Origin of the sequence: Kribbella sp., assembly GCF_035687465.1 — a bacterium.
Classification (GTDB): domain Bacteria; phylum Actinomycetota; class Actinomycetes; order Propionibacteriales; family Kribbellaceae; genus Kribbella.
This window is the reverse complement of the sequence record NZ_DASRXP010000761.1, coordinates 1-11803: the sequence shown is the minus strand read 5'-3', so window position 1 is coordinate 11803 and position 11803 is coordinate 1. Positions and strand designations below refer to the sequence as shown.

General features: G+C 68.4%; 10 protein-coding genes. 5 read left to right on the top strand and 5 right to left on the bottom strand.

The features are described 5' to 3' along the window. Nucleotides 1-1100: DUF2207 domain-containing protein (locus tag VFG33_RS41085; protein WP_325058466.1), on the bottom strand; the 1100-nt coding region annotated here is incomplete at its 3' end. A gap of 74 nt (nt 1101-1174) precedes the next feature. Between VFG33_RS41085 and VFG33_RS41080 the strand changes: the two genes are divergently transcribed. The 4 genes from VFG33_RS41080 (at nt 1175) to VFG33_RS41065 (ending at nt 8092) form a co-directional block, all read left to right on the top strand. Further along, nucleotides 1175-2275 (top strand): neutral zinc metallopeptidase, encoded by a 1101-nt coding sequence (locus tag VFG33_RS41080; protein ID WP_325058465.1) that lies wholly within the window; start codon nt 1175-1177, stop codon nt 2273-2275. Nucleotides 2276-2344: 69 nt separating this feature from the next. Then, on the top strand, nt 2345-6295 hold the full coding sequence (locus VFG33_RS41075) for a Pls/PosA family non-ribosomal peptide synthetase (protein WP_325058464.1): 3951 nt from the start codon (nt 2345-2347) through the stop codon (nt 6293-6295). After that, nucleotides 6295-7686, top strand: a complete 1392-nt coding sequence (locus VFG33_RS41070; RefSeq protein WP_325058463.1) for a M1 family metallopeptidase — start codon at nt 6295-6297, stop codon at nt 7684-7686. Before VFG33_RS41075 ends, VFG33_RS41070 begins: the two co-directional genes overlap by 1 nt. 10 nt (nt 7687-7696) lie before the next feature. Continuing rightward, entirely contained in the window at nt 7697-8092 is a 396-nt protein-coding gene (locus VFG33_RS41065; RefSeq protein ID WP_325058462.1) for a RidA family protein, read from the top strand. On the opposite strand, the gene ispF is transcribed toward VFG33_RS41065, so the two are convergent. The 3 genes from ispF to VFG33_RS41050 all read right to left on the bottom strand — a co-directional run bounded on the left by ispF (nt 8086) and on the right by VFG33_RS41050 (nt 9809). Then, nucleotides 8086-8556 carry a 2-C-methyl-D-erythritol 2,4-cyclodiphosphate synthase gene (gene ispF / locus VFG33_RS41060; RefSeq protein WP_325058461.1) on the bottom strand — a complete coding sequence of 157 codons (471 nt, stop codon included), beginning with the start codon at nt 8554-8556 and terminating at the stop codon, nt 8086-8088. The two genes, VFG33_RS41065 and ispF, sit on opposite strands and share 7 nt — an antisense overlap. Continuing rightward, nucleotides 8553-9248 carry a 2-C-methyl-D-erythritol 4-phosphate cytidylyltransferase gene (gene ispD, locus VFG33_RS41055; protein ID WP_325058460.1) on the bottom strand — a complete coding sequence of 232 codons (696 nt, stop codon included), beginning with the start codon at nt 9246-9248 and terminating at the stop codon, nt 8553-8555. Before ispD ends, ispF begins: the two co-directional genes overlap by 4 nt. A gap of 75 nt (nt 9249-9323) precedes the next feature. Beyond that, on the bottom strand, nt 9324-9809 hold the full coding sequence (locus tag VFG33_RS41050; RefSeq protein WP_012918679.1) for a CarD family transcriptional regulator: 486 nt from the start codon (nt 9807-9809) through the stop codon (nt 9324-9326). Nucleotides 9810-10062: 253 nt separating this feature from the next. On the opposite strand from VFG33_RS41050, the gene VFG33_RS41045 reads away from it, so the two are divergent. Beyond that, nucleotides 10063-10605, top strand: a complete 543-nt coding sequence (locus tag VFG33_RS41045) for a copper chaperone PCu(A)C domain-containing protein (protein WP_325058459.1) — start codon at nt 10063-10065, stop codon at nt 10603-10605. An 82-nt stretch (nt 10606-10687) separates the two neighbouring features. On the opposite strand, the gene VFG33_RS41040 is transcribed toward VFG33_RS41045, so the two are convergent. Then, nucleotides 10688-11722, bottom strand: coding sequence for an iron-siderophore ABC transporter substrate-binding protein (locus VFG33_RS41040; protein ID WP_325058458.1), 1035 nt, complete (start codon nt 11720-11722; stop codon nt 10688-10690). Nucleotides 11723-11803: the final 81 nt, after the last annotated feature.

The window sequence follows — 11803 nt, the reverse complement described above, 5'->3', positions numbered from 1 at the left end:
ACGGTGTCGCCATCGGCGAAGACGGCGTCGAGCAGGGCCTTCTCGTACGGCAGTAGCTCCGGGCCGCCCGCATTCAGCCGCTGCAACTGCCAATCGAGTTTGCCGAACTGCCTCTCCCGCGGCAGCTCCTCGATGAGCAGGTAGTTGCGGACAGCAAGGTCCAGCAGGGTTGCGGTGATGTCCACAACGTCCGCCGTCTCGTCGACGACTGTGCCGAGCTGCCCCGGGCGGATGCCGTCGGGTGCGGCGAACTGCGGTCCGTCCGGGCCCTCCAGCACCGGCCGCTCCGGAGTACCGGGGCCTGTCTTGGCAGCGTCGCGACCACGGAAGAACCACAGCGCGGCCGCGCCCAGTACGCCGAGTCCCAGCAGCAGCGCGCTCAGTCCGAGCGTCGAACCGTCGACCGTGAAGGCGCGGTGCAACGTCCAGCGAGTCTTGAACTCCGCGTTCGGCTGAACCGTCGCCTGGTCACTCAGGCCGGTCAGGAAGGTGAGCCGGCCGCCGGCGGGCACCCCGTTCTGCTCGATCTGCAGCGCGGCGGACTCGGCCAGCTGCGACGAAGTACAGGGCATGCTCGAACCGGGGCGGCCGGCGATGCAGGTCACCCAGGTCGCGAACGGCACGTTCACGGTCACTGCGGCCTTCGGGATCGAGGCGCCGAAGCCCTGCACGATCGGCCAGCTCACCTCACGGCCCTCGGTCGAGTCGGCGACCACGTTGTCCACGTCGTAGCTGTAGACGACCTTGGCCTGGCCGGACACCTTGACGCTGAGCTGGCGGCCGTTGTCGATGTCGGAGCTCCCGACGTCCGCGGGCTGGCCGTTGACCGTGGCGGCCACATTGCTGATGTCGTAGGTGCGATCCTCGTCGGCGTCCGACCGGACGCGAGTGGTCAGCGTCCGGTTGAAGGTGTCGCCGCCCGCGGTCAGATCGACGGTCTCCTTGACTTTCAGGACGCCGTCGCCGGTCAGTGTCGCCTCGGCGCTGTAAGCCGTGATCCGGTCGTCGGCCGCCTGCGCCGGCAACGTGCCGAGGGCAACTAAAGGGGTCGTCAGAGACACGAACAGGGCAGCCGGCAAGAGGCGGCGCATCAGTGACATGGGACGAGGGTAGTCTCGTGCCGGTTCGCCCAGCGAACCCGTACGAGCAGTCTGCGAAGGAGGGGCAACCACACGTGAGCAACCCGTATGGGTACGGCGGCCGCCCCCAGGACAGGCCCGCTCCCCCGCCCGGTGTACTGCCACCACCACAGGCAGCGCCCTGGCAACAAGCCCCTTCGCAGCAGTACCCGCAACAGCCCTACCCGCAGCAGCAGTACCCCGGCCAGTGGAACCAGCCGTACTACGGCGGCCCGAACCAGTTCAACGGGTTCCAGCCGCCGAAACGGAAGACCGGCATGCTCAGGGTGGCGCTGTTCGCCTTCATGATCCTCGCGTTCCTCGGAGTCGGACTGTCCGTGCTCGGTGTGGTGCTGGGCAGTGGCTCCGTCGCCACCGACGACCCGACCAGCGGCCCGTATGTCGTCCCGACAGCCACCTCGAATCCGCCGGAGGGCTCAGCCGAGGACTACCTGCTCAACAGCCCGTTCTACCAAGCCGGAAGCCTTGGCCAACTGGACTGCCCCGCCGAAGACCTGGGCGACGGCAGCCTCGCGGCACAGAAGCGGTACTACGAGAAGCTCTTCAACTGCCTGAACGACGCCTGGCGACCCGTGTTCGAGAAGCTCGGCCTTTCGAAGCCCGACCCCGGCCTAGTGGTGTTCGACAAGCCCGTCGTCACGCCGTGCGGCAACTTCAAGCCGCTGTCTGGCCGGGTGCTCGCGTTCTACTGCTACGGCAACTCGGTGATGTACACCGACGTCCAGCAGATGAACAAGGCGTTCGGGCCGAAGGAAGACCTGGCGTACCTGATGACGATCGCGCACGAGTACGGGCACCACGTCCAGGGCGTCACCGATCTGGTCTATGCCAGGGCTGCCTATGTCCAGGACCATCCGGAGAAGAAGCTGGACAGCTCGCGGCGCAACGAACTGCAGGCGTCCTGCCTGGCCGGGGTGTTCAGCAAGGCGGTCGAGCAGAGTTATCCGTTCACCAACAGGATGAAGGAATTCGAGTTCCAGGCCAGCAACAGTTTCGGCGAAACGCCGGACACGCCAGAGGATGAGCGGACCCACGGGCTCGCGACCAGCCAGGGCTACTGGATCATGAACGGGCTGAACGTCGGCGAGACCAAGGCCTGCAACACGTTCGCGGCCCCAGCCAGTCTGGTGAAGTGAATCCGCGCGCCATCCGCCTGTTGTGTTTGGTTGGGGTGGGAGTCAGCTGAGCGGCGTATCATCCGGGCGGTGACATTGCGACGGGGTGACAGTGCGCCACCCGAGCGCACCTTGGTGGACATCCTCCAGGAGACGGCAGCGAAGTACCCGGACGAACCGGCGCTCGACGACTCCCAGATCAGCCTCAGCTACCGCGAGTTGCTCGAGCGGGTGACGAAGTTCGCCGGCCGGCTGACGGACCTGGGGATCGGCCCGGGCCGACGCGTCGGCGTACGGGTCTCGTCCGGTCACAACGATCTGTACGTCGCGATCCTGGGCACGCTGCAGGCGGGCGCGGCGTATGTGCCGGTGGACGCGGACGACCCCGAGGAGCGCGCCGAACTCGTCTTCGGCGAGGCCGACGTCGCGGCGATCGTCACCGACGACCTCCACATCACCCCCACCGGCCCCGGCCCGGACGAAGACGGCTACTACGACTTCCCCTACTCCGCCCGCATGGACCCCGGTACGCCGGACGCGGGCCCGGCTGGTCCCGCGGCTGCCGGGCTGGGTGGGTCTGCGGTGGGTGAGCCGGGTTATGGGCCGGAGCCCGGGGATGATGCGTGGATCATTTTCACTTCCGGGTCGACCGGGGTGCCGAAGGGCGTGGCTGTTACGCATCGGTCGGCGGCGGCGTTCGTCGACGCCGAGGCGAGGATGTTCCTGCAGTCCGAGCCGATCGGTCCGGACGACCGCGTGCTGGCCGGGCTGTCGGTCGCGTTCGACGCGTCCTGCGAGGAGATGTGGCTCGCCTGGCGCTACGGCGCATGCCTCGTCCCGGCACCGCGGTCTCTGGTCCGCAGCGGGATGGACCTCGGCCCGTGGCTGGTTGCCCAGGGCATCACCATCGTCTCGACCGTCCCGACCCTCGCCGCCCTCTGGCCGGCCGACGCGCTCGACCAGGTCCGGCTGCTGATCTTCGGCGGCGAAGCCTGCCCGCCGGAGCTCGCCGAGCGACTCGCGGTCGACGGTCGCGAGGTCTGGAACACCTACGGACCGACCGAGGCGACAGTGGTCGCCTGCGGCGCCCGGCTGACCGGCGAGGGACCGGTCCGGATCGGTTTGCCCTTGGACGGCTGGGATCTCGCAGTAGTGGATGCCGAAGGCAATGAGGTTCCCGAGGACGGCACCGGCGAACTGATCATCGGCGGCGTCGGCCTGGCCCGGTACCTGGACCCGGCAAAGGACGCGGAGAAGTTCGCACCGATGCCGTCGCTCGGCTGGGACCGCGCGTACCGCAGCGGCGACCTGGTCCGCAACGAGGCGGAAGGCCTCGTGTTCATGGGCCGCGCCGACGAGCAGATCAAGCTCGGCGGCCGCCGGATCGAGCTCGGCGAGGTGGACGCCGCGTTGCAGGCGCTCCCCGGTGTCTCCGGAGCAGCCGCGGCCGTCCGCGCCAGCGCAGCGGGAAATCAGCTGCTCGTCGGCTATGTAGTACCGGAAGATCCCGAGACGTTCGATCAGAAGGCCGCCACTGAGCGGCTCCGAGAAGCCCTCCCGGCCGCGCTGGTCCCACTGCTCGCGTTGACGGACACGTTGCCGACCAGGACGTCCGGCAAGGTCGACCGGGCTGCTCTCCCGTGGCCGCTGCCCGGCATGGACACCGACGGACCACCCGCTGAACTCGAAGGCACGGCCGGCTGGCTCGCCGAACGTTGGACGAAGGTCCTCGGCGCAACGGTGACCGGCGCCGACAACGACTTCTTCCTGCACGGTGGCGGCAGCCTCGCCGCAGCCCAGCTGGTGTCCGTACTACGCGAGCGGTACCCCGAAGCCACGGTCGGCGACATCTACGACTACCCCAGGCTCGGGGCGCTCGCCGATCGCCTCGACTCGTTCACCACGAGCTCCATCCCGGTCGTCATCCGCGAGGTCCGGCTGACCCCGCCGAGCACCCAACTCCTGCAGACGGCACTGACATTGGTGCTGCAGACGGTGGTCGGCGTGCGGTGGCTCGTCTGGCTCTTCACCTTCAACAACCTGCTGTCCCTGACGTACGGCGCGCACCCGTGGATGCGGACGGTGTCGTGGTGGTGGATCCTGGCCGGCTGGCTGATCCTGATCACCCCTGCGGGCCGGATGAGCATCGCAGTCGTCGGCGCGCGATTACTACTCCGCGGACTGAAGCCGGGGGTCTACCCGCGCGGTGGCAACGTCCACGTGCGCCTGTGGGCCGCGGAGAATCTCGCTGATGCCGCGGGCGCCGCCAACCTCGCTGGTGCGCCCTGGATCGCCTACTACGCAAGGGCTCTCGGCGCGAAGATCGGCCGCGGGGTCGACCTGCACACGCTGCCGCCTGTTACCGGGCTGCTCACGATCGGCCGCGGCGCATCGATCGAACCAGAGGTCGATCTGTCCGGCTACTGGATCGACGGCGACCGCCTGCACGTCGGCGCGGTCAGCATTGGCACCGAGGCCGTCGTCGGCTCGCGCACTACCTTGCTGCCCGGCGCAGAGATCGGCCGCAACGCGGAGATCGCCGCCGGTTCGGCCGTGTCGGGCAAGGTGCCCCCGAGCGAACGCTGGTCGGGATCACCCGCCTCCCGGGTCGGCCGGGCTCGTCACCCGTGGCCGGAGGAACGCCCCGCACGGGCGCCTTGGTGGGTCGCCGCGTACGGCGCCGCGTCGGCGGTGATGTCGCTCCTCCCACTGGCGGCAGCCGCGGTCGCCGTCCTGATCCTGGGTCGTGCGGTGCGTGGGACCACGTCGCTCGGCGACGCCGCAGTACAGGCGTTATGGGCGATTCCCCTGATGACGCTCGTCGGGTTCCTGACGTTGGCCGTGCTGACGCTGGTCGGCGTACGGCTGCTCGGGCTCGGGATCAAGGCCGGGCACTACCCCGTGCGCAGCCGGATCGGCTGGCAGGTGTGGGCGACCGAGCGACTGCTCGATTCCGCGCGAACCCTGCTCTTCCCCTTGTACGCAAGCCTGTTGACGCCGTGGTGGCTCCGTGCGCTCGGCGCGAAGATCGGCCGCGACGTCGAGGCGTCCACGGTGCTGTTGCTCCCCAAGATGACCACTGTCGGTGAAGGCGCGTTCCTGGCCGACGACACGATGATCGCGTCGTACGAGCTGGGTGGCGGCTGGTTGCGGGTGGCCGGGGCGAAGGTCGGCAAGCGGGCGTTCCTGGGCAACTCGGGGATGACCGCGCCCGGCCGCTCGGTACCGAAGAACGGCCTCGTCGCGGTGTTGTCGGCGGCGCCGAAGAAGTCGAAGGCCGGGACCTCCTGGCTCGGCAGCCCGCCGGTGAAGCTGCGCCGGCAGACCATCGACGGCGACCAGAGCCGGACCTTCAACCCGCCGCTGCGGCTGAAGTTCGCCCGTGCGGCGGTCGAGCTGTGCCGGTTCGTCCCGATGATGTGCACGGTGCTGATCGCACTGGGTGTGCTGTTCGCTCTGCAGGCGCTCGATCTCTGGCTCGGCCCGTGGTGGACCGTCCTGCTGTCTGGCGCGGTGGTCCTGGCCGCGGGCGCGGTGGCGGGCTCGATGGCGACGATCTCGAAGTGGGTCATCGTCGGCCGGACCCGGGCCGTCGAGTACCCGCTGTGGAGCAGTTTCGTCTGGCGGAACGAGGTCGTCGACACCTTCGTCGAGATGGTCGCCGCCCCCTGGTTCGCCAACGCCGCCGCCGGTACGCCGGTGCTGGCACTGTGGCTGCGATCACTGGGAGCGAAGATCGGCAAGGGCGTCTGGTGCGAGACGTACTGGCTGCCCGAGGCGGACCTGATCACGCTGGGCGACGGAGTCACGGTGAATCGCGGCTGCGTTCTTCAGACGCACCTCTTCCATGACAGGGTTATGTCCATGAGCACCGTCACCTTCGGGCCAGGATCCACCCTCGGGCCACACAGCATCATCCTGCCGGCTGCCTCGGTCGGGGACGGTGCGACCGTCGGCCCGGTGTCCCTGGTGATGCGTGGCGAGAGCGTTCCGGCCGGGTCCCGCTGGGCCGGCAACCCGATCGCTGTCTGGCAGGGTTGATGGTTGCCCGTGACAAAGGTAAGGGGGCGGGAGGGGCGGTTAATGGCCGACCGGGCGCGGACACTGCCGGGGATCCCTACGTTCCCACCCATGGCAACGGCGGCTACACGGTCGACTCGTACGAGCTCGACATCGACTACCGGGTCAACAGCAACCGGCTGACCGGCAAGGCCACCATCACGGCCGTCGCGACCCAGCCGCTGTCCCGGATCAGCCTCGACCTGACCGGGTTGCGGGTGGCGAAGGTGTCCGTCAACGGCCGCCGTGCCGGACGGTACGCGCACCGCTCGGGCAAGCTCCACATCTGGCCCGCCATCGACATCGCGGACGGCGCCGAGTTCGTCGTGGACGTCCAGTACGGCGGGAACCCGGCGCCGGTGGACAGTGCCTGGGGCGAGCTCGGCTGGGAGGAACTCACCGAGGGCGTGATCGTCGCGAGCCAGCCCTGCGGCGCGGCCACCTGGTTCCCCTGCAACGACCATCCGGCCGACAAGGCCCATTATCGGATCACGGTCACCACCGATTCGCCGTACCACGTGGTCGCGAACGGGCGACTCGTCTCCCGCCGGACGAAGGCGAGCCGCACCAGCTGGGTGTTCGACCAGGCCGCCCCGATGGCGACGTACCTTGCCACCGTGCAGATCGGCCGGTACGACGTCCTCGAGCTCGCGTCGACCCCGGTCATCAGCAGAGCGGTGCTGCCGGCTCCGCTGATGCGGGAATTCCGCTCGGACTTCGCGCGGCAGCAGGACATGATGAAGCTGTTCACCCGACTGTTCGGGCCCTATCCCTTCGGCAGCTACACGGTCGTCGTGACGGACGACCCGCTGGAGATCCCGCTGGAGGCGCAGGGCATCTCGGTGTTCGGCAGCAACCACGTGGACGGGCGCCGGGGTGCGGAGCGGCTGGTCGCGCACGAACTTGCCCATCAGTGGTTCGGCAACAGCCTGACCCCGGCGAGCTGGCAGCACATCTGGCTGAACGAGGGGTTCGCCTGCTACGCCGAGTGGCTGTGGTCGGAGGAGTCGGGCGGTCTGTCGGCGTCGCAGCAGGTGTCGAAGGCGTACAGAGGGCTGTCTGCGCTCGACCAGGATCTGGTGCTGTCGGATCCGGGGCCGGACCTGATGTTCGACGACCGGCTCTACAAGCGCGGCGCGATCACTTTGCACGTACTACGGCTGCAACTGGGCGACGACGCATTCTTCGAACTACTCCGGACCTGGACCCGGCAGAACCGGCACGGCTCGGTGACCACGTCAGCGTTCATCTGGCTGGCAGCCAGCTTCGCCCCGGACCCGGACGCGATCCACGCCCTCTTCGCCGCCTGGCTCGACGCCCCCGAACTCCCACCCCTCCCACGCCCTCCCCGCCAACGACGCAAGGGTCTTTAGGATCGTTGGTATGACCTCACCTCATGCCGCTGTCTCGACGGATGCCGCACCGAAGCCGCGGGGGCACTACTCGCAGGCACGGATCGTGGGTGACCTGATCTTCACCGCCGGGGTGTTGTCGGTCGACCCCGCGACGGACAAGCTGGTCGGGGCAGGCGACGCAGCGGCACAGACCCGGCAGATCCTGCGCAACCTCAGCGCGATCCTCGCCGCGGCCGGCGCGACCCTCGACGACGTCGTTCAGCTGAGGGGATTCCTGGAGCATCCGGCGATCGACAAGGACGCCTACGACGCGGTCTTCCCGGAGTTCTTCTCCGAGCCCTACCCGGCCCGCCTGACCGCCGGCGCCGACCTGAACGGTTTCCTGGTAGAGATCGAGGTCATCGCCGCCCGCCCACCTCAGTAGATGAGGGCCGTGGCGATGGCTGCGATGCCTTCGCCGCGGCCGGTGAGGCCCAGACCGTCGGTGGTGGTCGCGCTGACGGAGACCTCGGCGTCACAGGCGGCACTCAGGGCCTTCTCCGCCTCCTCCCGGCGGGCCGCGAAGCGCGGGCGGTTGCAGATCACCTGGACGGAGACGTTGCCGATCTCGAAGCCCGCCGCGCGGACCCTTCGAGCGGATTCGGCGAGCAGCGTCGCCCCGGAAGCACCTGCCCACTCCGGCTCCGAAGTACCGAAGTTGGAGCCGAGATCTCCCAACCGGGCAGCGGAGAGCAGCGCGTCACAGGCCGCGTGAGCCGCCACATCACCATCGGAGTGCCCGGACGGTCCAGCCGTCTCCTTGGGCCAGTGCAGCCCGGCGAGCCACATCGGCCGGCCTTCCTCCACCGGATGCACGTCGGCGGCAGTACCCACCCTCGGCAGCTTCACAGCGAACGCCTCTCGGCCAGGATCGACTCGGCCAGGATCAGGTCGCGGGGCCGCGTCACCTTGAAGGCCTCGTCGGACCCTTCCACCGTCTGAACCGTCACCCCGAGCCGCTCGCACAGCATCGCGTCGTCGGTCACCCCGGCGCCTTCCAAAGCATGGGCCCGGCGCAACAATCCAGGCTCGAACCCCTGCGGGGTCTGTACTGCGACCAACGCCGACCGGTCCGGCGTGTCGACCACCCTGCCTGCGCTGTCGATCCGCTTGATCGTGTCCGTGACCGGCACGACCGGCACCACCGCGGAAGCCCCGGCCCGTACTGCGCCGACCACGCGCTCGATCACCTCGACGGGCACGAACGACCGGGCCGCGTCATGCACGAGGATGCAATCGATGCCGTCCTCAGGGACCAGCTCCAGCGCGAACCGGACGGAGTCGGTCCGCTCGGTGCCACCGGCAACCACCTGCAGCGTGGCGGACCCGACGTACGGGTCGAGGAGTTTGGCGACGATATCCTCGGTGCCGGCGGGGACTGCGATCACCAGGCAAACGAGGTCGGCGGCGGTCGCTGCCCGCAGTCCACGCACCGCGTGGACGAGCAACGATTCGCCGCCGACCTCTCGAAATGCTTTTGGTTCCGCACCACCCAGCCGAAGCCCGAGGCCGGCCGCCGGAATGATCGCCGCAGTACTCACGACGCCATCATGCCGGACGGAACAGCCCCGCACTGCAGCGCGGGCGCCCTACCCGGTCAGGTAGGGCATCCCGACTCAGGAAGCGAGGACCTCGTCGAGGATGGCTTCCGCCTTGTCCTCGTTCGTGTGCTCGGCCAGGGCCAGCTCGGAGACGAGAATCTGGCGAGCCTTCGCCAGCATTCGCTTCTCACCGGCGGAGAGACCGCGGTCACGTTCACGGCGCCACAGGTCGCGGACGACCTCTGCCACCTTCATCACGTCACCGGAGTGCAGCTTCTCCAGGTTCGCCTTGTAACGACGCGACCAGTTGGTCGGCTCCTCCGTGTGCGGCGCCCGCAGCACGTCGAAGACGCGCTCCAGACCGGCCTGATCCACGACGTCACGCACGCCGACAAGATCGAGGTTGCACGCGGGGACCCGGACGACCAGGTCGTTCTGAGCGACGATCCTCAAGACCAGATAGGTCTTGTCCTCACCTTTGATCTGACGGGTCTCGATGTCCTCGATGACGGCCGCACCATGGTTGGGGTAAACAACCGTCTCGCCGACTGTGAAAGTCATATGTCACGTGCCCCTTTCCAAGATCTATCCTACCACGTGGAAGCTGGTCCGGTCGGGGCGTTTGCGCTGGTCAGAGGCCATATCTTGCCTTGACAAACGCTGTCCGGCATGCCTCGCGCGCGGATATTTGGTTGCCCGGGACACCTGTGAAAGGTGGAGTCGGCGTCGGCACCGGCGGCCGCAGTCGCTACGCTTTGCTGCGCCGGAGGCCGCTGCCTGACGGCGTCCACAGTATGCAGGAGAGGGATCACCAGTGCCCATCACGTTGTCCACGCAGGGCCTCCGCCGCGCCGCCGCGGCCGGCGCCACCGTCACGCTGAGCTTCGCGCTGATGGCCTGTGGTGCGGGTTTCGACGCACAGACCTCGCAGCCCTACCAGCCCGCCGAGGGCACGAACGTCGACTCCGGCGGGATCGCGGTGCGCAACCTGCTGGTGCTGGCCTCGGAGGACGGCAAGGGCGAACTGCACGGCGTGATCGTCAACAAGGGAACGACCGACGACACCCTGGCCACTCTGGACGCGGCGGCCGCGGACGCACCCGCGACCCCCGAGGCGGAGGAGCCGGCCACGATCACGGTCGGCAACGACCGGCCGATGACGCTGGCCGCGGGCAGCACGCTCACGCTGCCTCCGCCGACCGGACAGCCGTTCACGGTCACCGGAGGTAAGCCTGGCGAAATGGTCAAGGTGACCATCACCTTCGCCAAGGCGGCCCCGATCACCGTGTCGATCCCGGTCCTCACCCTCGACCACTACTCCCCGACCCCGCGCGACGACGCCGAATCGCACGGCTGACAGCCGCAAACACTGAACGGCCGGGCCCCCACCCCCGAGGGGGACCCGGCCGTTGTCACGCAGCGACCTCCAGCACTTGGAGTCAGCTGGCGGCGTTTGCGGCCTTCGAGAGGCCAGGGATGATCTTGTCCAGTACCCACGGGACGCTCAGGACGCTGACGGCGCTCATCCCGGAGATGACCTGCTGGTCCTCCATCACGTACGCGCTGCCCTTCTTGACCGCGCCGAGCGAGGCATAGACCGGGTCCGCGTCGAAGGCCTTCGCGCCTATGCCGTCCACGTACGCGACCACCACGTCGGCATCGATGTCGCTGACCTTCTCCTTGCTGATGGTCAGCGCGAACTCCTTCTTGCTGTTCGTCGCCTCCAGCTTGTCGACGCCGGGCGCGTTCACGAATCCCATCTCGTTCAGGATCTGCACCCGCGGATCGCCCGGCATGTAGACGTAGTTCTCGGCACCGAACGAGCCGACAGTGATCGTCTTGCCCTTGAACTCAGGGTGTTCCGCGGCCACCTTGGTGGTCAGGTCCTTGATCCCGGTGACCAGCTTGTCCGCCTCGGCCGACTTGCCCAGTGCCTTGCCGATCAGGGTGGTCTGGTCCTGCCAGGTGGTCTGCCACGCGGCACCCGGGTACGCGACCGTCGGCGCGATCGCCGTCAGCTTGTCGTACGTCGCCTTGTCGAACCCCTCGTACGGCGCCAGGATCACGTCCGGCCGGAGCGCGGCCACCTTCTCGAACGGGATGCTGTCGGTGGTGTCGAACAGCGTCGTCTTCGCGGCGTCGAACTTGTCGGCGTCCCACGCGGTGACCCCGGCCGCCGTCGGCCCGTAGGTGACCTTGGGCATCCCGACCGGCGTCTCCCCGAGCGCGTAGACCACGTCCTGGGCGTTCCAGCCGAGCGTGACGATCCGCTCCGGCTTCTTGCTGATCGTGGTCTCGCCGAAGGTGTTCTTCAGGGTGACCGGGAACCCGGCCGACGCGTCGGCGGCAGGCGCCGTCTGCTCGTCACCGCTGTCGCCGCACGCGGCCAACGTGGTCGCGACCAGCACGGTGGCGACCGCGAACGCGAGGGTGCGGACAGGCCGAACGGCCGCCCGGGAACGGGACCAGGACATGGTTGGTTCTCCTTAGCTGGTGTTGCCTCAACTAAGGAGAGCCTAAGCTAAGTCCCCCAACCATCCACAGTCCGGTGGGTG

Coding starts and splice junctions, on each gene's coding strand:
- VFG33_RS41070 (WP_325058463.1), top strand. CDS start 6,295: ATGGTTGCCCGTGACAAAGGTAAGGGGGCGGGAGGGGCGGTTAATGGC.
- VFG33_RS41065 (WP_325058462.1), top strand. CDS start 7,697: ATGACCTCACCTCATGCCGCTGTCTCGACGGATGCCGCACCGAAGCCG.
- VFG33_RS41050 (WP_012918679.1), bottom strand. CDS start 9,809: ATGACTTTCACAGTCGGCGAGACGGTTGTTTACCCCAACCATGGTGCG.
- VFG33_RS41040 (WP_325058458.1), bottom strand. CDS start 11,722: ATGTCCTGGTCCCGTTCCCGGGCGGCCGTTCGGCCTGTCCGCACCCTC.